22 protein-coding genes are annotated in these 16,218 nt (G+C 68.9%); 15 read left to right on the top strand and 7 right to left on the bottom strand.

Going from position 1 to position 16,218, the window contains the following annotated elements; genetic code table 11:
• Positions 1-70 precede the first annotated feature (70 nt).
• The gene (locus AC1Q87_RS16695) at positions 71-604 is read left to right on the top strand and encodes an outer membrane beta-barrel protein (protein WP_492610043.1); all 534 of its coding nucleotides are present in this window, start codon (positions 71-73) and stop codon (positions 602-604) included.
• Positions 605-658: 54 nt separating this feature from the next.
• Entirely contained in the window at positions 659-1,210 is a 552-nt protein-coding gene (locus AC1Q87_RS16690; RefSeq protein WP_492610042.1) for a hypothetical protein, read from the top strand.
• Between the two features lie 6 nt (positions 1,211-1,216).
• On the opposite strand, the gene AC1Q87_RS16685 is transcribed toward AC1Q87_RS16690, so the two are convergent.
• Positions 1,217-1,525 carry a hypothetical protein gene (locus AC1Q87_RS16685; RefSeq protein WP_492610041.1) on the bottom strand — a complete coding sequence of 103 codons (309 nt, stop codon included), beginning with the start codon at positions 1,523-1,525 and terminating at the stop codon, positions 1,217-1,219.
• 4 nt (positions 1,526-1,529) lie between these two features.
• Here AC1Q87_RS16685 and AC1Q87_RS16680 point away from each other — a divergent pair, with 4 nt between their 5' ends.
• The 5 genes from AC1Q87_RS16680 (at position 1,530) to AC1Q87_RS16660 (ending at position 3,898) form a co-directional block, all read left to right on the top strand.
• Positions 1,530-1,742 (top strand): hypothetical protein, encoded by a 213-nt coding sequence (locus AC1Q87_RS16680; protein WP_492610040.1) that lies wholly within the window; start codon positions 1,530-1,532, stop codon positions 1,740-1,742.
• A gap of 9 nt (positions 1,743-1,751) precedes the next feature.
• Positions 1,752-2,486 (top strand): SDR family oxidoreductase, encoded by a 735-nt coding sequence (locus AC1Q87_RS16675; protein WP_492610039.1) that lies wholly within the window; start codon positions 1,752-1,754, stop codon positions 2,484-2,486.
• Positions 2,487-2,580: 94 nt separating this feature from the next.
• Positions 2,581-2,928, top strand: coding sequence for a dihydroneopterin aldolase (gene folB, locus AC1Q87_RS16670; RefSeq protein ID WP_183772488.1), 348 nt, complete (start codon positions 2,581-2,583; stop codon positions 2,926-2,928).
• Positions 2,928-3,404 carry a hypothetical protein gene (locus AC1Q87_RS16665; RefSeq protein WP_492610038.1) on the top strand — a complete coding sequence of 159 codons (477 nt, stop codon included), beginning with the start codon at positions 2,928-2,930 and terminating at the stop codon, positions 3,402-3,404. Before folB ends, AC1Q87_RS16665 begins: the two co-directional genes overlap by 1 nt.
• Before the next feature lie 95 nt (positions 3,405-3,499).
• Positions 3,500-3,898 carry a DUF4870 family protein gene (locus AC1Q87_RS16660; RefSeq protein WP_492610037.1) on the top strand — a complete coding sequence of 133 codons (399 nt, stop codon included), beginning with the start codon at positions 3,500-3,502 and terminating at the stop codon, positions 3,896-3,898.
• A 307-nt stretch (positions 3,899-4,205) separates the two neighbouring features.
• Here the strand turns inward: AC1Q87_RS16660 and AC1Q87_RS16655 are convergent, their stop codons facing one another.
• Positions 4,206-5,093, bottom strand: coding sequence for a branched-chain amino acid aminotransferase (locus AC1Q87_RS16655; RefSeq protein WP_492610036.1), 888 nt, complete (start codon positions 5,091-5,093; stop codon positions 4,206-4,208).
• 81 nt (positions 5,094-5,174) lie between these two features.
• On the opposite strand from AC1Q87_RS16655, the gene AC1Q87_RS16650 reads away from it, so the two are divergent.
• From AC1Q87_RS16650 to AC1Q87_RS16635, 4 genes are all read left to right on the top strand, one after another.
• Positions 5,175-5,651 (top strand): MarR family winged helix-turn-helix transcriptional regulator, encoded by a 477-nt coding sequence (locus AC1Q87_RS16650; protein ID WP_492610035.1) that lies wholly within the window; start codon positions 5,175-5,177, stop codon positions 5,649-5,651.
• Positions 5,651-6,358 carry a response regulator gene (locus tag AC1Q87_RS16645; RefSeq protein WP_492610034.1) on the top strand — a complete coding sequence of 236 codons (708 nt, stop codon included), beginning with the start codon at positions 5,651-5,653 and terminating at the stop codon, positions 6,356-6,358. Before AC1Q87_RS16650 ends, AC1Q87_RS16645 begins: the two co-directional genes overlap by 1 nt.
• 154 nt (positions 6,359-6,512) lie before the next feature.
• Positions 6,513-7,865, top strand: coding sequence for an ATP-binding protein (locus tag AC1Q87_RS16640; RefSeq protein WP_492610033.1), 1,353 nt, complete (start codon positions 6,513-6,515; stop codon positions 7,863-7,865).
• 54 nt (positions 7,866-7,919) lie between these two features.
• Entirely contained in the window at positions 7,920-8,342 is a 423-nt protein-coding gene (locus AC1Q87_RS16635) for a DUF2147 domain-containing protein (RefSeq protein WP_492610032.1), read from the top strand.
• Here the strand turns inward: AC1Q87_RS16635 and proC are convergent.
• The 3 genes from proC to AC1Q87_RS16620 form a co-directional block, all read right to left on the bottom strand.
• Entirely contained in the window at positions 8,339-9,133 is a 795-nt protein-coding gene (gene proC / locus AC1Q87_RS16630; protein ID WP_492610031.1) for a pyrroline-5-carboxylate reductase, read from the bottom strand. The two genes, AC1Q87_RS16635 and proC, sit on opposite strands and share 4 nt — an antisense overlap.
• Before the next feature lie 73 nt (positions 9,134-9,206).
• A complete protein-coding gene (locus AC1Q87_RS16625) occupies positions 9,207-9,710 on the bottom strand; it encodes a type III secretion system chaperone family protein (protein WP_492610030.1) in 504 nt (167 codons plus the stop codon).
• A gap of 142 nt (positions 9,711-9,852) precedes the next feature.
• Positions 9,853-10,098 (bottom strand): accessory factor UbiK family protein, encoded by a 246-nt coding sequence (locus tag AC1Q87_RS16620; RefSeq protein WP_267230659.1) that lies wholly within the window; start codon positions 10,096-10,098, stop codon positions 9,853-9,855.
• Positions 10,099-10,181: 83 nt separating this feature from the next.
• Here AC1Q87_RS16620 and lgt point away from each other — a divergent pair, with 83 nt between their 5' ends.
• The 3 genes from lgt to pgeF are packed head-to-tail and all read left to right on the top strand — an operon-like array spanning position 10,182 to position 12,858.
• The gene (gene lgt, locus AC1Q87_RS16615) at positions 10,182-11,036 is read left to right on the top strand and encodes a prolipoprotein diacylglyceryl transferase (RefSeq protein ID WP_492610029.1); all 855 of its coding nucleotides are present in this window, start codon (positions 10,182-10,184) and stop codon (positions 11,034-11,036) included.
• Positions 11,033-12,088, top strand: a complete 1,056-nt coding sequence (locus AC1Q87_RS16610; RefSeq protein ID WP_492610028.1) for a class I SAM-dependent methyltransferase — start codon at positions 11,033-11,035, stop codon at positions 12,086-12,088. The genes lgt and AC1Q87_RS16610 overlap by 4 nt, the downstream gene beginning before the upstream one ends.
• Positions 12,085-12,858 carry a peptidoglycan editing factor PgeF gene (gene pgeF / locus AC1Q87_RS16605; protein ID WP_492610027.1) on the top strand — a complete coding sequence of 258 codons (774 nt, stop codon included), beginning with the start codon at positions 12,085-12,087 and terminating at the stop codon, positions 12,856-12,858. Before AC1Q87_RS16610 ends, pgeF begins: the two co-directional genes overlap by 4 nt.
• Here the strand turns inward: pgeF and AC1Q87_RS16600 are convergent.
• A complete protein-coding gene (locus AC1Q87_RS16600) occupies positions 12,855-13,928 on the bottom strand; it encodes a mechanosensitive ion channel family protein (RefSeq protein WP_492610026.1) in 1,074 nt (357 codons plus the stop codon). The two genes, pgeF and AC1Q87_RS16600, sit on opposite strands and share 4 nt — an antisense overlap.
• A 74-nt stretch (positions 13,929-14,002) precedes the next feature.
• Positions 14,003-15,079: a calcium:cation antiporter gene (locus tag AC1Q87_RS16595; protein ID WP_492610025.1), complete on the bottom strand. Its 1,077-nt coding sequence runs from the start codon at positions 15,077-15,079 to the stop codon at positions 14,003-14,005.
• A 159-nt stretch (positions 15,080-15,238) separates the two neighbouring features.
• Here AC1Q87_RS16595 and AC1Q87_RS16590 point away from each other — a divergent pair, with 159 nt between their 5' ends.
• Complete coding sequence (locus AC1Q87_RS16590; RefSeq protein WP_492610024.1) at positions 15,239-16,174, top strand: ribose-phosphate pyrophosphokinase; 936 nt, start codon at positions 15,239-15,241, stop codon at positions 16,172-16,174.
• Positions 16,175-16,218: the final 44 nt, after the last annotated feature.

Below are 16,218 nucleotides of genomic sequence, written 5' to 3'. Positions count from 1 at the left end.
GACATCTTTCCGCCCCAGCACCACCCGCATAAGGTGCGCTGAAAACTATATTCGCCATTAGGGGGCGCTCATGAAATTCGCTCAGCTGCCGCTGATCGCGGCTGCGTTGGCCATCGCCGGTTCGGTCCAGGCCGCAGATCTCTACGGCTCGCTCGGCTATGCGCAGTTCGAGACCAAGCAGCTCGACACGAGTCTGGGCGCGGTCCAGGGCCGACTAGGCGCCCGCCTGGCCCCGCACCTGGGGATTGAAGGCGAGCTCGCCTTCGGCGTCGATGACGACCAGGTCGACATGCCCGTGGTCGGCTACGCCTGGAGCGAGGAACTCAAGCACCAGGCGGGCCTCTATGCGGTGGGCTTCCTGCCGATCACCGAGAACGCCGAGATCTTCGCCCGGCTGGGCTTCGGCTACGCCAAGCTCAACACCAAGGCCAGCTACCTCGGTCAATCCATGGACGTAGACCGAACCGAGGACGCCTTCAGCTTCGGCGTCGGCGCCCAGTATTTCTTCGCCGGCGCCAACGGCGTGCGGATCGACTACACCCGCCACGAGTTCGGCCAGCGCGCGGCCGACTCCTGGGCGGCGGCCTATGTGCGGAAGTTTTGAGCCCAGCAAACCACCTTATGCGAGTGTAAATCCCCACCACGCAACCTTTGCGTTATGAATGAGATCATACGCACGCCGCAGAGGCCGTTGGCGGTGATAAGTGTCTTTGTCGTCGCCGGCCCGTTGATCGGTGCGGCGATCTTGCTGTTGCCCCTGACGACGATCATGCTCTTGACCCTCAACGGCGCTTTGCTCCCTAGGCTTCTCGCTTTGGGCTATCCGGCCGGCGTCGTCCCAGCGGCGTTGACCGGCGTTGCGGCCAACCTGGCGATCGCCCGGTGGCCGCGGTCCGCATTCCTACCGACCTGCGCGATCGCCGGCGCGCTCAGCAGTTGCGGTTGGGCGCTGATCATGTCGCGTTCAGGCGAGTTGGGCTCCTGGCTGTCCTTCAGCATGCTTGGTGCGGTCGGCGGCTTGGGCGCCGCGGCGCTCGTCGATTTCATCGGTCTGCGCGGGCGCAAGACACCGAAAGCCAGGACCACACCGCCGCCGAGTCTCCGCCGGCTAAGACTGCCGGCCTTGAGGGCGGGAGACGTGCTGCTGGCGGCGCTCTGCCTGGTGATGGCCGTGATGATCGCGACGCTGCTGATCCCCGCTCTCGTCTGATCGGAATTAAACCCCGGTCGTCGGACCGATGCCCTCGCCGTCCTCGGGGAAAGTCATCCACTTTTCCCGCTTCTCGCGCGCCTCGCGCTTGGCCTGGAAGTCGTTGGCCCGCGTCATCAGCGCCTGGGCGTCGCGGCCAAGCTCGGCGAAGTTGCTGTCCGGCGGCGCGCTGAGCGCGGTCGGATGGAAGAGTTCGATGTCGTGCAGCAGCTGGAAGAACTCCTGATCCTCGCGGCTGCCGTCCGCAGGGGGGTGCTCCAGAAGGTCCGCCACCCGCTGAAGGGCCGCCTCGAAGGACTCCTGGTCTTTAATCATCAATTTGCTCCTGCCGTCGGGCGAAGCCGCAGGGCGACGCCCCGGTAAAGCAAAGCCCGAAGCGCCGTCCGGTTCCCGCCCCTTGCGATCCGGCCGCGCCCGCTCTAAAGCCGGACGGGCAACGCCGGAGCTTTCCATGACCGCGATCCTGACCATCCTTGCCTTCATCGTCGTCATCGGCGGCCTGAACTACTTCGAGTTCGGCCGACTCGACTAAGGCGACGCCTTGGCTGACACCGCTCGCGGCGCAGCCCTCATCACTGGGGGTTCGCGCAGGATCGGCCGGGTCCTGACCCAGGCCGCCGCCGACGCGGGCTTCGATGTCGCCATCCACGTCCGAACCATAGACGACGACGCCGAGGCCGCCGCCGCGGATGTGCGCGCCCGCGGCCGCAAGGCCTCGCTGCACGCCTGCGACCTGCGCGACGAGGGCTCCACCGCCCCGCTGGTCGGCGCCGCCGAGAGCGAGCTCGGCCCGGTGACCTTGCTGGTCAACTGCGCCTCGGTGTTCGAGAACGACGGCTTCGCCAGCATGAACCGCGCCTCCTGGGACGCGCACCTGGAGACCAATCTCCGCGCGCCGCTGGTGCTGGCCCAGGCCTTCGCGCGCCGGCTGCCGGCCGGCCGCACGGGCCAGATCGTCAACATCCTCGACCAGCGGGTGTTCGCGCCGAGCCCCGACTTCTTCAGCTATTCGCTGTCCAAGAGCGCGCTCTGGGCCGCCACCCAGATGCTGGCCCAGGAACTGGCCCCGCGGATCAGGGTCAACGGCATCGGCCCTGGCCCCACCCTGCCGTCCGTCCATCAGGAAGGCAGCGATTTCGACGACGAGGTCGCCACGACGCTGCTGCGCCACCCGGTCGATCCGGCCGAGATCGGCCATGCGCTGCGCTACCTCATTGACGCAAGGTCAGTGACGGGCCAGATGATCGCCGTCGATGCGGGCCAGCACCTGGCCTGAGCCGCTTCCCCGGAACGGAGCCCCCTTGGTTCTTCCATCGCTGCAGCACAGTTCGCCCGAGGTTCCGTCGCCCGAGCCGCAGGGGCGCGTGGTCATGACCAAGGTGTTCGTCACCGGCCTCAAGGTCGCCGCCGAGATCGGGGTCTACGCCCACGAAAAGGGCATGTCCCAGCCGCTGATCGTCGATGTCGAGCTCGACGTGCCGACCGCCGGTGCCACCCGCCTGGCCGACACGGTCAATTACGAGACCATCGGGGAATCGGCGCGCGCCATCGCCGCGGCCGGCCACATCCAGCTGGTCGAAGACTTCGCCGAGCGCCTGGCCCGCGCCTGCCTCGCCGATCCGCGGGTGATGCGCGCCCGCGTTCGGGTGGAAAAGCCGCAGGCGCTGGCGCCGCACGCCGCCGCCGCCGGGGTCGAGATCACCGTCGTCCGGGGTTGATGGCCAGCTACGCCGCGCGCCTCTCGCCGCTGCAAGGCGAAACCGTCTGGACGATCGAGAAGGCCGCCATCGTCGAGCGCCGCACCGGCCGCGAGCGCCATTTCCCGCTGGCCGAGCTGCGCGGCGTCACCCGCGCCGGCCGCGGCGCGGTGCTTCAGTTCCAGCGCCGCCGTCTGACCATCCCGTCCCTTAGCTATGGCGGGGCTTTGCGCCCGCAGGACCAGGGCGAGAGCTTCGAGGCGTTTCTTTCGGCTTTGTCGAACGCCGCGCCCGAGCGCCCCATCCGCCGACCCTCGCCGAACACCGAGGCCGTGCTCTGGATCATGAGTCTGATGGCGGTCGGCGCGCTCGCCGTGCTGCTGGCCGCCGGCGTCGCCGGGGCTTGGCTGCTGGGCGTCGCCCTGGCCGCGCGGCTGGTGTTCGTGGTGATCCTCGGCGCGGCGGTCCTGCCGTGGCTGCGGCCGAAAAATCGGTAGTCGCCCTGCATCCAAGCGACATGAACGCGAATTAAGCTGGCATTCGCGCTGAACGGGGCCACATCTCGTTCAGATACTTCGCTTGGGAGACTGAATTGAGCCAAACCGAAACCCCCGTCGTGATGACTGAAGACCGCACCATTCCGGCGGTGGTCTATGGTCTCTACCTGCTCGGCTGGGTCGGATTCATCACCATTCCGATCGGCCTGGTCGTCGCATACATGAACCTCGACAAGGCCGGACCGCGGATGCGGACGCACTACGACTTCCAGATCAGGTCGTTCTGGATCGGCGTCGCGATCTTCCTGTCGCTGGGCCTGCTGATCGGCATCAGCGCCGTACTGTCGGTGCTCTTGATCGGCCTGCCGTTCCTGTTCCTGTTCCTGTTCCTCTGGGGCATGGTCGGCATCTGGTTCACGATCCGCAGCGTCGTCGGCCTGCTCTACCTTTCGCAGGGCGAGCCCTACCCGCGGCCGAACACTTGGCTGATTTGACGGCAGTCAGGGGGCCGCGCCGCTCGAAAGGGCGGCGCGGCTCTTGTCGCGCACGGCCTGTGGCCCCCCGGCACTAGACCCCCTCCCCCCGCTTTGGCAGCATCGGCCCTCGTCGACGCCATGGGGGGCGACGGCGCGGGGGGGTTCGTAGCCAACCTGGTTCTGGCGCTGCAGCGGGGGAGCGCGAGCGACGGTCCAGAGGCGGCTGGAGGGCGGATCCCCCCATCGCCATTCTTCGAAACCCGAAACAAAAACGCCGCCCGGACTGCTCCGGGCGGCGAACTTGTCTTGGCGCTCACAGCGCGGCTTACGCCGGCACGGCCTCGCGGCGGACCATGCGCGCATAGTCGTCGGCCAGACCCAGCGACAGCGCGCCGGGCGTGAACCGGTATTCGCCGATCTCGCCGACCGGGGTCACCTCGGCGGCGGTGCCGACCACGAAGCACTCGGTGAAGCCGGCCAGTTCCTCCGGCTTGATGTGGCGCTCGATCACCTCGATGCCCTTGGACTTCGCCAGCGCGATCACCGACTGGCGGGTGATCCCGTTCAGGAAGCAGTCCGGGGTCGGGGTGTGCAGCGCGCCGTCCTTGACGAAGAACACGTTCGAGCCGGTGCTCTCGGCGATGTAGCCGCGGTAGTCGAGCATCATCGCGTCGGTGTAGCCGGCCTTCTCCGCGGCGTGCTTGGAGATGGTGCAGATCATGTAGAGGCCGGTGGCCTTGGCGTGGACCGGCTCGGTCTCCGGCGACGGGCGCTTGTACTTGGCCCAGGTCAGGCGGATGCCCTTGGCGCGTTCTTCGGGGCTGAAGTAGCTCGGCCAGTCCCACACCGCGATGGCGACGTGGATCTTGGTGTTCTGAGCCGAAACCCCGATCATCTCCGAACCGCGCCAGGCGATCGGACGCAGATAGGCGTCGGTCAGGCCGTTCTTGGCGCAGGTGTCCTTGCAGGCCTGGTCGATCTCCTCCACCGTGAAGGGGATTTCGAAGTCCAGCATCTCGGCCGACTTGAACAGACGCTCGGTATGTTCACGCAGCTTGTAGATCTCTCCCCCATACATCCGCTCGCCTTCGAACACCGCCGAGGCGTAATGGAGGCCATGCGTCAGTACGTGCACCTTCGCCTCGCGCCAGGGCACGAACTGGCCGTCCAGCCAGATCCATCCGTCGCGATCGTCAAAGGGCACTAGAGACATGAGGGAAAGTCCTCCTTTCAATACGGCCCTCTTACAGACTCCCCCGCCCCCCGCGTCAAACAAAATGGGTTTCAAAGTGTAATGGTCGCAGCCGATCCAAGGCTCATTCTGCGAGACGAGGAGCTGGACGGCGGGCTCGAGATGCTGCTGCTCGCCGAGGCCGCGCTATGGGGCGGCGTCGACGCCGGCCTGGAGGCCGAAACCGGCCTCGGCCTGGGCCGCTCGCACTGGCGCGCGGCCTTTCTGCTCAAGCGCCGGCCGGGCGTCGGGGTGCAGGAACTGGCCCACCTGACCAGCCTCTCCAAGCAGGCCGCCAGCCGCATCGTCGCCGACCTCGAGGCCAAGGGCCTGGCCGAGAAGATCGCCGGCGATCTCGACGGCCGGCGCCGCGCCGTCAGCCTCACCGCCGCCGGGGCCGCCTTCGAGGACCGCATCTCAGAACGCTTGCGCGCCCAGCTCGCCCGGTCCTATCGGGTGGGCGGCCTGGACGGCGTCGCCGGCGCCAGGCAGATCCTGTCGGCCCTGGCCGGCGGACGGATGAAGAGCGGAGGCGCCTGATGGCCGCGGTCGAGACTGCCGAACGTCACCTGCTGGTCGTCGACGACGACGACCGCATCCGCGACCTGCTCAAGCAGTACCTGACCCGCAACGGCTTCCGCGTCACCTCGGCGCCCGGCGGCGCCCAGGCGCGCAACCTGATCGAAACCATCGACTTCGACCTCGCGGTCTTCGACGTGATGATGCCGGGCGAGGACGGCTTTTCGCTGGTCCGCTGGCTGCGCGAGCGCAAGGGCGCGGCCGGCCGCACGCCGGTGCTGATGCTGACCGCCCGCGGCCTGGCCGAAGACCGCATCGAGGGCCTCAAGCTCGGGGCCGACGACTATCTGGGCAAGCCGTTCGAGCCCGAGGAGCTGCTGCTGCGCATCGAGGCGATCCTCCGCCGCTCCGACCAGCGTCCGGCCGGCGCCGCGAACGGCAGCCTCTCGCTCGGGGCCTGCGCCTTCGACCTGGAGCGCGGCGAGCTCAGCCGCGGCGGCGTGCCCGTGCGGCTCACCGAAGCCGAGGTCGCCCTGCTCAAGCGCCTGGCCCGCAGCCCGCACGAGCCGGTCGATCGCCTGGAACTGGCCCGCGAGACGGTCGATCCCTCCGGCCGCGCCGTCGACGTCCAGGTCACCCGCCTGCGCCGCAAGATCGAGAACGACCCCAAGACCCCGCGCTACCTGCAGACCGTCCGCGGCGTCGGCTACCTGCTGGCGCCGGACTGATGTGTCGGCGCGACACAATTGCTCCCCCGCTGGGGGAGCTGTCAGCCGGTCGGCTGACTGAGGGGGACTTTGACTCAATCTGCTTGAGAGCAGTCCCCCTCCGTCTCGACGCTTGGCGTCGATCCGCCTCCCCCAAAAGGGGAGGAACCAGCCAGTGAAACTCCCCCGCCGCCTCGAACCGCGCCTTGTGCAGCGGCTGATCAAGCGCAGCCTTCCGACCTCGCTGTTCGGCCGCTCGCTGCTGATCATCGTCCTGCCGGTCGCGCTGATGCAGATCGCCGTGACCTGGATCTTCTTCGACGCTCACTGGCAGACGGTGACCAGCCGCCTCTCCGACGGCCTGGCCGGCGAAGTCGCCTGGGCCGTCGAGAGCTATCAGGACGATCCCAGCCCGCAGACCATGTCCACGATCGCCGAGCGGGCCGAGAAGTCGCTGAACCTCTCCATCGCCCTGCAGCCCGGCCGCGAACTGCCCCAGGGCCGGCGCACCAACGCCTTCGCCGTCGTCGACCGGGCGATCGACCGCGCCCTCAGCCAGCGGCTGGACGCCCCCTACTGGTTCGACACCACCCGCTACCCGGCCTATGTCGACATCAGGGTAAAGGTCGACCAGGGCGTCATCCGCATCCTCGCTCCGCGCGACCGCGCCTTCGCCACCCAGGGCCATATCTTCGTGTTGTGGCTGGCCATGGCGACCATCCTGCTCACCGCCATCGCCATCCTGTTCATCCGCAATCAGACCCGCACCATCGAGCGGCTGGCCAGCGCCGCCGACGCCTTCGGCAAGGGCGTCGACGCGCCGACCTTCAAGCCCAGCGGCGCGCGCGAGGTCCGCCAGGCCGCCCAGGCCTTCCTGGCGATGAAGTCGCGCATCCAGCGCCACATCGACCAGCGCACCGCCCTGCTGGCCAGCGTCAGCCACGACCTGCGCACGCCCCTGACCCGGCTGAAGCTCGAACTGGCCCTGGCCGATCCAGGTCCACGCACCGGCGAGATGAAGCGCGACTTGGCCGAGATGGAGCACATGATCGACGAGTACCTGGCCTTCGCCCGCGGCGAGGGCGGCGAGGCCGTCGAGACCGTCCACCTCAAGTCGCTGATCGACGAGGTCAGCGAAGGCGCGGTGCGCGCCGGCGCCCAGGTGCGCGTCGCCGCCGATCCGGAGCTGCTGGCGTCCGTGCGGCCCAATGCGCTGAAGCGGGCGCTGTCCAACCTGGTGATGAACGCCGCGGCGCACGGCGAGACGGTCGAGGTCCTCGCCGCGCCGCGCGCTTCGGGCGGGGTCGAGATCATCGTCGACGACGACGGCCCGGGCATCCCGCAGGACCGCTACGAGGACGCCTTTAAGGCCTTCAACCGCCTCGATGAATCACGGAACCAGAACGAGAAGGGCGTCGGGCTGGGCCTGGCCATCGCCCGCGACGTCGCCCGCAGCCATGGCGGCGACATCACCCTCGACCGCTCGCCTATGGGCGGCCTCAGGGCGATTGTCAGGTTGCCTGGATAACCGGGTTCGGCCAGTCTCCGCCGCACGCCGAGATTGCGCCATGAGGAACCCTCGATGACCCTAGCCCGCCTAGCCGCCGCGACCGCCCTCGCCGCCGCGATCGCTTCGCCCGCCCTGGCCGCCGATCCGGTCGAGGGGCTCTGGCTGGTCCAGGCCGGGACCGCCAAGGTCAAGGTCGCGCCGTGCGCGGCCGACAAGACCAAGATGTGCGGCCAGGTCGCCTGGCTGAAGACCGCCGGGGCCAAGGACGCCAACAACCCCGACGCCTCGCTGCGCAACCGCCCGATCCTGGGCATGCTGATGATCCGCGACTTCAAGTCCGCCGGCCCGGGCAAGTGGACCGGCGGTAAGATCTACGATCCCAATTCGGGCAAGACCTACGGCTCGAAGATGTCCGCCAATCCCGACGGGACTCTCAAGGTCGAAGGCTGCGTCGCCGTCGTCTGCCAGGCCCAGACCTGGAAGCGGACCAGCTAGCCGCCGAGCTCCTTGGACCGTCGCGTCGCGGCGGCGACCGCCTCGCGCAGCAGCTCGGGGAAGCCGCCGTCGCCGAGCAGCACCTCGAGCGCCGCCTGGGTCGTGCCGCCGGGCGAGGTGACCTGCTTGCGCAGCTCGGCCGGCTCCTCGCCGCTGCGGGCCATCAGCGCCGCGGCCCCGGCGATGGTCGAACGGGCGAGCCGCGCGGAATCCGCCGCCGGCAACCCTGCCGCCGCGCCGGCCGCCTCCAGCGCCTCCACGAAGGCGTAGAGATAGGCCGGGGCCGAACCGGAGACCCCGGTCGCCGCGTGCATCAGTTCCTCGTCGGCGACGTCCACCACCGTGCCGACCGGCGCAAACAGCGCATGGGCCCGCGCCTTGGCTTCAGGATCGGCGGCGTAGATGCTGGCGGTGCCCTGGCAGACCGCGACCGCGGTGGTCGGCATGATCCGCGCCACCGCCCGGCCGCCGAACGCGTGGGAGATGTCGGCGCTGCGCACGCCGGCGGCGATGGAGACGATCACCGCGTCGGGCGCCAGGTGCTCGGCGACCTGCGCCGCCGCCTCGCGCCACAGCTGCGGCTTGACCGCCAGCAGCACGGTCTGCGCCTGCGCCAGCTCTGCATCGGGGGGATTTATCTGTGCGCCGGCGGCCTTGGCAGCCTCCAGCGTGGGATTGGCGTGCGGCTCGCGGATGATCAGGTCGCTGGCCTGGAACGCGCCGGCCGTCCGCCAGCCCTCGATCAGCGCCCCGCCCATGCGGCCCGCGCCCAGCATCAGGATTGGCGTCATCGGAAGTCCTTGAGCGTGATGGCCGAACGGCTTTCGGCGGCCATCACGCTCTAGTGGTTTAGTCCGGCTGCGCCTAGGCCTCGCCGACGGTCTCGAACATGCAGGCGGCCACCGCGTCGGCCGCCGACTTCGACCCGCGCACCAGGAAGTCGAACGCCGGATAGAAGCGGTCGGCCGCTTCCATCGCCACGTCGATCATCGCGGCGGCCTGGGCCAGGCTCGGACGTTCGCCGGTCATCAGCGCCATCGAGTGGCGGAAGATGATCTCGCCGTCGTCCCAGACCTCGAAGTGGCCCAGCCAGACGCGCTGGTTGAGGGTCGCCATCAGTTCATAGGCGGCGGTCTTCTGCTCGGGCGAGGCCTTCAGGTCGACCGAGAGGCAAAGCTGCAGGCAGTCCGCTTCGGGACGCCAGGCGAACCAGAGTTCGTAGTCCTTCCAGTCGCCGGTCAGCGCAAAGGCCAGATCGCCGTCTTCCGTACGATCGAACTGCAGGTTTTCGGCGGTCAGCACATGCTCGACCACGTCTAGCGGGTCGAGAGTGACCAGGACGTCTTCGTCAGGCTGAGAGGTGTCCATTAGACCAGAGGTCCTTTCGCAGAGGGCGTCCGCGGCCGGGCCGGCCATCGAATCGCCTGCGATATTGAAAGTAAGCTGCTTCGTGGCGTCCGCGTCACCGGGTTTCTTTTCCGGGGCGAGCCACGTTCGCGTGTATTAAGACCTAGTCTTTCTTCGCGGCTTTTTTGGGCGCCTGCTCCTTCAGCGCGGCCACCTCGGCGCGCAGCGCCGCGATCTCGGCCTTGAGAGCGTCGAGGTCGTCGCGACGGACGAGATCGAAGTCGGCCACGAAGCGATCAGCCTGGGCGCGGAACGCGGCCTTCGCCTCGTCTCCGGCCGTCTGGGCCAGGCCCATCGCCGCGCTGGTCAGCTTGGCGAACTCGTCCAGAAAGGGGTTCTGAGTCTGCATAGGCCCTATATGGCCCGCCGGGGGATGAAAGCGAAGGGCTTCTCGTCTAAACCTTGGCGGCGAAGCATTCGGAGATCCCCACGTTGCCATTCCCCGATTTCGACCCAGTCCTCGTGCAGATCGGGCCTTTCGCAATTCGCTGGTATGCCTTGGCCTATGTGGCCGGCATCCTGCTGGGGTGGCGCTATGTCGCGGGGATGATGAAGAATCAGACGCTGTGGGGGCCGCGCGGCGCCCCGGCGACGACCACCCAGGTCGATGACCTGATCCTTTGGATCACGCTCGGCATCATCCTCGGCGGCCGGCTCGGCCACGTGTTCTTCTACACGCCCTCGATCGTCGTCCAGGACCCGCTGCAGATCGTGAAGGTCTGGGAAGGCGGCATGAGCTTCCACGGCGGCGCGCTCGGCGTGCTGATCGCGGTGTTCGGCTTCTGCTGGAAGAACAAGCTCGACGTCTTGCGGGTCGGCGACGCAATCACCGCCTGCGCGCCGATCGGCCTGTTCTTCGGGCGCGTGGCCAACTTCATCAACGGCGAGCTCTGGGGCCGGCCCTCAAACGTGCCGTGGGCGTTCATCTTCCCCCAGGCGGACGGCGTCACCCCGCGCCACCCCAGCCAGCTCTACGAGGCGGCGCTGGAGGGCGTCGTTCTCTTCCTCATCCTGCGCTGGGCCACCCATCGCGCGGGCCTGCTCCAGCGGCGCGGCGTCGTCGCCGGGATGTTCCTGCTGGGCTACGCCGTCTTCCGCACCTTCGTGGAGAACTTCCGCGAGCCTGACCGCTACCTCCAGCACTTCCCGCTGGGCCTCACCATGGGGATGATGCTGTCGGCGCCGATGGTGATCGGCGGCCTCTATCTGATCTGGCGCGGCATGCGTGAACCGCTGGCGACCGAGGCCGCGTCTCCTCCGGCGCAGGCCAAGACAGAAACGCCATGAGCCTGCGCGACCGCCTGACGGCCCAGATCCGGGCCAGCGGGCCGATGAGCGTCGCCCAGTACATGCATGCCTGCCTCCACGACCCGGACCACGGCTACTACGCGACCCGCCCGGCGCTCGGCGAAGCCGGCGACTTCATCACCGCCCCGCTGGTCAGCCAGATGTTCGGCGAGCTGATCGGCCTCTGGGCCGTCGAGACCTGGAGCCGCCTGGGCCGCCCGGCGCAGTTCCGGCTGGTCGAGATGGGTCCCGGCGACGGCACGCTGATGAGCGACCTGCTGCGCGCCGCCCGGCTGTCGCGAGAGTTCACCGAAGCGGCCGACGTCTGGCTGGTCGAGGTCTCGCAGCCTTTGCGCGACCGCCAGCGCCAAGCGCTCGGCGACCACCTGTCCTGGGCCGCGTCGCTCGACGAGGTGCCCGGCGGCGCGCCGCTGATCCTGGTCGCCAACGAGTTGCTCGACTGCCTGCCGGCCCGCCAGTTCGTGCGCACGGAAAAGGGCTGGGCCGAGCGCATGGTCGGCCTCGACGACGCCGGCGCCCTGGCCTTCGGCCTGGCCGGCGCCCCGGGCGTCGACCGGCTGGCCCCGATCGGCGCGATCCTCGAGCACTCCCCCGCCCAAGCCGCCCTGGGTGAGGCGCTGGCCCTGCGCATCCTGGCCGACGGCGGCGCAGCGCTGCTCATCGACTACGGCCGCGCCGCGCCCGGCTTCGGCGACACGCTCCAGGCTCTGCGCCGCCATCAGAAGGAAGGCCCGCTGGTCGGTCCTGGCGAGGCCGATCTCACCGTCCATGCCGACTTCCCGGCGGTTATGGCCGCGGCCGCCGCGCACGGCGCCCAGACCCCGCAGATCCTGACCCAGGGCGAACTGCTCGTGCGGCTCGGGATCGGCGCCCGCGCCGAAGCCCTCGCCAACGCCCGCCCCGACCTTGGCGACGTGATCGAGCGCCAACTCGAACGGCTGGTGTCGCCCGACCAGATGGGCGATCTCTTCAAGGCCGCCTGCATCCATTCCGCCGGCTTCGAACCGCCAGCCTTCGAGACGCTTACGTGACCGACCTTCCTGTCCTGACTTCGCCGCTGCTCGATCTGGCGGGGATCCGCCACGCCTTCTTCACTCGGCTGGGCGGCGTCTCGACGGGCCTCTACGCCAGCCTCAATGTCGGCCGCGGCTCCAAGGACGCCGCCGACGACGTGATCGAGAACCGTCGCCGGGCGGCCGCCCACTTCGGTCAGCCCGAAGGCGCGCTCAACACCTGCTACCAGATCCACTCGGCCACCGCCCTGGTCGCCGACGCCCCCTGGAACGGCGAGCGGCCGCAGGCCGACGGCGTCGTCGCCAACCGGCCGGGTCTTGTCTGCAGCGCCCTGGCCGCCGACTGCGCGCCGATCCTGTTCGCCGATCCCAAGGCGCGCGTCGTCGCCGCCGCTCACGCGGGCTGGAAAGGCGCGCTGGCCGGCATCGCCGAGGCCACCGTCGCGCAGATGCAGACCCTCGGGGCGCGGCCGGCCGATATCGTCGCCGTCGTCGGCCCCTGCATCGCCCAGGCTTCGTACGAGGTCGGCCTGGAGTTCCTCGACGCCTTCACCGCCCAGGCCGCCGAGAACGTCGAGTTCTTCGTTCCCGGCGAGGCGCCCGACAAGGCGATGTTCGACCTGCCGGGCTACGTCCTGCACCGTCTGCGTCGGGCCGGCGTCGGGGCCTGCGAATGGCTCGGCCGCGACACCTGCGCCGAGGAGGCGCTGTTCTTCTCCAACCGCCGGGCCTTCAAGCGCGGCGAACCGGACTTCGGCCGCCTGCTGTCGGCGATCGCGCTGGACTAGGCCGGTTCGGCCCCCCGCAGGTCGAAGCGCTCGCGCGGCAGCGCGTGCGGCAGCTCGTCTTGCAGGAAGGCGACCATCTTCTCGCGCACCTCGCAGCGAAGGTCGAAGGCCTCGCCCGCATTGCGCGCGCTGGTTAGGCAGCGGACCTGCATGGTTCGCTCGCTGAGCTCGGTCACCGCCAGATTGACCACGTTGCGGTCCCAGAGCGGAGAGGCGGCGGCGATCTCCTCGAGCTTGCGGCGCAGCACCTCGATCGGGGCGGAATAGTCGACATAGACCATCGCCGTCCCGATCAGCGAGGCGCTCTCACGGGTCCAGTTCTGGAACGGCTTCTGGATGAAGTAGGTCAGCGGCAGCACCATCCGGCGCCAGTCCCACAGCTTCACGACCACATAGGTCGAGCCGATCTCCTCGATGCGGCCCCACTCGCCCTCGACGATCACCGCGTCGTCCAGCCGGATCGGCTGGGTGGTGGCGATCTGGATGCCGGCGATCAGGTTGGTCAGGAACGGCTGCAGCGCCAGGCCGGCGATGATCCCCGCCGCCCCGGCCGAGGCCAGCAGGCTGACCCCGTACTGTCGCACGCCGTTGAAGGTCATCAGCGCGAACGCGATCGTCAGCACCACGATCAGCGCCGCCGCCGTGCGCCGCAAGATCCGGGTCTGCGTCACATGCTTGCGGGCGAGCAGGTTGTCTTCGACATCGATCCGGAAACGCCGCGTATAGATCAGCGTGACGATGTCGAGCGCGGTCAGCGCCGCCCATCCGCACAGCACGATGAAGCCGATCAGCAGCACGCGCGCCAGCACGTCCAGCTGGATGGTCTGCAGACGGGCCAGCGGCGCGGCGGCCCCCAGGCCCAGGATCAGCGCCGCCAGCCGGCTGGGCCGGCGGGTGCGTTTGACCAGTTCGCGCCAGAACTCGTCGCGCGAGGCGATCAGTCGCCGAACCACCGTCACCAGCACCTGGTGGGCCGCCAACGCCAACAGGGCGCCGGCGGCCAGGACCACCAAACTCAGCAGCCACGCAGGCAGCCACGAGGGCGCAACGCCCTCCATCCACTCCATCATGTCGCGATTGTCTCGAACTTGCGCCGGCCGCGCCGGCCTGGGTCCGTCAACAAACGCGACAGCTCAGGAATGGATCAAGGCACGATTGTCGTGAACAGGTAGACCGCGAACAGCACCAGGTGCACGACGCCCTGCAGCACCGTGGTCCGCCCGGTCGCCAGCGACAGGGTGGTGACCAGCAGGGTGAGCATCAGCAGCACCATGGCCTTTGCGTCGAGGCCGAGCGACAACGGCCAGCCCATCACCAGCGAGACCACCGCCACGACGGGGATGGTCAGGCCGATCGAAGCCAGCGCCGAGCCCAGCGCCAGGTTCAGGCTGGTCTGCAGGCGGTCTGCCCGCGCCGCCCGCACCGCCGCCAGGCTTTCCGGCAACAGCACCAGGCCGGCGATGATCACCCCGACCACGGCCTTGGGCGCGCCGGCCCCGGCCACCGCCGCTTCGATCGTCGGCGCCAGCGACTTGGCCAGCAGCACCACGACGACCAGCGCCACGACCAGCAGCCCGAGGCTGAGCCAGGCGGCCAGCGCCGTCGGCGGCGCGGCGTGCGCGTCCTCGTCGTGCGCGGCCGAGCCGCTGGGCAGGAAGTAGTCGCGGTGGCGCATGGTCTGCACCAGCACGAAGGTGCCGTAGAGCACCAGCGAGACCAGGCCGACGAAGGCCAGCTGGCTGTTCGAATAGACCGGGCCGGCGGCCGAGGTCGTGTAGTTGGGCAACACCAGGGTCAGCACCGCCAGCGCCGCCAGGGTGGCCAGCGCCGCGCTGACGCCGGCCTGGCCGTAGCGCTGCTCCAGGTGGCGCGCGCCGCCGAGCAGCAGGCAAAGGCCGACGAGGCCGTTGAGGATGATCATGATGGCCGCGAACACCGTGTCGCGCGCCAGTCCCGCGCCTGACGGGCCGCTGGACAGCATCAGGGAGACGATCAGCGAGACCTCGATCACCGTCACCGCGACGGCCAGGACCAAGGTGCCATAGGGTTCGCCGATCTTGTGGGCCACCACTTCGGCGTGGTGCACGGCGGCCAGGACGCAGGCGACCAGCCCGATCGCCAGAACTATGTCGTAAGGCCCGCCGAGCTTCGCTCCGAAAAGCAGCAGCGAGCCGATGATGGGTGAGAGCCAGGTCCAGGCCGGGAGTCCGATTTTGGGCATGGCGAACACCGTAAACCAAGCGCCGCCATGCCGCGACCCGAACCCGCCCCGCCCGCGATATTGTTATGCGATGTCGTGCTGCGGTGTTCTGAGGCCTTGCTCCGCGGCCCTCGCCTGCTAAAAGCCCGGCAATTACCGATACCTGCCCCTGGGGGACCGATGAAGCTGCTGGCTGGCAACTCCAACCGTGCGCTGGCGGAGGCTGTCGCCTCGCGCCTCGACCTCCCCCTCACCCGCGCGCAGGTCAAGCGCTTCGCCGACAACGAGGTCTGGGTGACCATCGACGAGAACGTCCGCGGCGAGGACGTCTTCATCCTTCAGTCGACGAACTATCCCGCCAACGACAACCTGATGGAGCTGCTGGTCTGCATCGATGCGCTGAAACGCGCCTCGGCCAAGCGGATCACCGCGGTTATGCCCTACTTCGGCTACGCCCGTCAGGACCGTAAGACCGGCGGCCGCACGCCGATCTCGGCCAAGCTGGTCGCCAACCTGATCGAGCGCGCCGGCGCCGACCGCGTGCTGACAATGGATCTGCACTCCGGCCAGATCCAAGGCTTCTTCGACATTCCGACCGACAACCTGATCTCCGCGCCGCTGCTGGCGACCGACATCAAGGAAAACTACGAGAAGCCGGCCGAGATCATGATCGTCTCGCCCGACGTCGGCGGCGTGGTCCGCGCCCTGGCGGTGGCCTCGCGCCTCAACGCCGAGCTGGCCATCGTCGACAAGCGCCGCTCGGGCCCCGGCAAGAGTGAAGTCGCCAACGTCATCGGCGACGTCTCGGGCCGCCGCTGCATCCTGTTCGACGACATGATCGACGGCGGCGGCACGCTCTGCAACGCCGCCCAGGCGCTGATCGACGCCGGCGCGACCGAGGTCTCGGCCTACGTCACCCACGGCGTGATGTCCGGCGCGGCGGTCGAGCGCGTCAACGGCTCGGTGCTCAAGGAGCTGGTGATGACCGACTCCATCCCGGCCCCCGAACGCGCCACCGACGCCGGCAAGATCCGCTACGTCAGCTGCGACAAGCTGCTCGGCGAAGCCATCCGCCGCATCGCCAACGAAGAGTCGGTCTCCAAGCTCTTCGATTGACCCGCCGACCTGCGGCGGCGAGATGTTCTACCGCTTCCACTTCG

It is taken from the genome of Phenylobacterium sp. GW823-FHT02A09 (assembly GCF_058797775.1).
Note: the sequence above shows the minus strand (reverse complement) of the source record. Positions and strands in the feature narration are given on the sequence as shown.

What these genes read in the sequence shown, in the direction of transcription:
- AC1Q87_RS16695 (WP_492610043.1), top strand. Translation starts at nt 71, where the DNA reads ATGAAATTCGCTCAGCTGCCGCTGATCGCGGCTGCGTTGGCCATCGCC.
- AC1Q87_RS16690 (WP_492610042.1), top strand. Translation starts at nt 659, where the DNA reads ATGAATGAGATCATACGCACGCCGCAGAGGCCGTTGGCGGTGATAAGT.
- AC1Q87_RS16685 (WP_492610041.1), bottom strand. Translation starts at nt 1,525, where the DNA reads ATGATTAAAGACCAGGAGTCCTTCGAGGCGGCCCTTCAGCGGGTGGCG.
- folB (WP_183772488.1), top strand. Translation starts at nt 2,581, where the DNA reads ATGACCAAGGTGTTCGTCACCGGCCTCAAGGTCGCCGCCGAGATCGGG.
- AC1Q87_RS16665 (WP_492610038.1), top strand. Translation starts at nt 2,928, where the DNA reads ATGGCCAGCTACGCCGCGCGCCTCTCGCCGCTGCAAGGCGAAACCGTC.
- AC1Q87_RS16655 (WP_492610036.1), bottom strand. Translation starts at nt 5,093, where the DNA reads ATGTCTCTAGTGCCCTTTGACGATCGCGACGGATGGATCTGGCTGGAC.
- AC1Q87_RS16650 (WP_492610035.1), top strand. Translation starts at nt 5,175, where the DNA reads ATGGTCGCAGCCGATCCAAGGCTCATTCTGCGAGACGAGGAGCTGGAC.
- AC1Q87_RS16645 (WP_492610034.1), top strand. Translation starts at nt 5,651, where the DNA reads ATGGCCGCGGTCGAGACTGCCGAACGTCACCTGCTGGTCGTCGACGAC.
- AC1Q87_RS16635 (WP_492610032.1), top strand. Translation starts at nt 7,920, where the DNA reads ATGACCCTAGCCCGCCTAGCCGCCGCGACCGCCCTCGCCGCCGCGATC.
- proC (WP_492610031.1), bottom strand. Translation starts at nt 9,133, where the DNA reads ATGACGCCAATCCTGATGCTGGGCGCGGGCCGCATGGGCGGGGCGCTG.
- AC1Q87_RS16625 (WP_492610030.1), bottom strand. Translation starts at nt 9,710, where the DNA reads ATGGACACCTCTCAGCCTGACGAAGACGTCCTGGTCACTCTCGACCCG.
- AC1Q87_RS16620 (WP_267230659.1), bottom strand. Translation starts at nt 10,098, where the DNA reads ATGCAGACTCAGAACCCCTTTCTGGACGAGTTCGCCAAGCTGACCAGC.
- AC1Q87_RS16610 (WP_492610028.1), top strand. Translation starts at nt 11,033, where the DNA reads ATGAGCCTGCGCGACCGCCTGACGGCCCAGATCCGGGCCAGCGGGCCG.
- AC1Q87_RS16600 (WP_492610026.1), bottom strand. Translation starts at nt 13,928, where the DNA reads ATGATGGAGTGGATGGAGGGCGTTGCGCCCTCGTGGCTGCCTGCGTGG.
- AC1Q87_RS16595 (WP_492610025.1), bottom strand. Translation starts at nt 15,079, where the DNA reads ATGCCCAAAATCGGACTCCCGGCCTGGACCTGGCTCTCACCCATCATC.
- AC1Q87_RS16590 (WP_492610024.1), top strand. Translation starts at nt 15,239, where the DNA reads ATGAAGCTGCTGGCTGGCAACTCCAACCGTGCGCTGGCGGAGGCTGTC.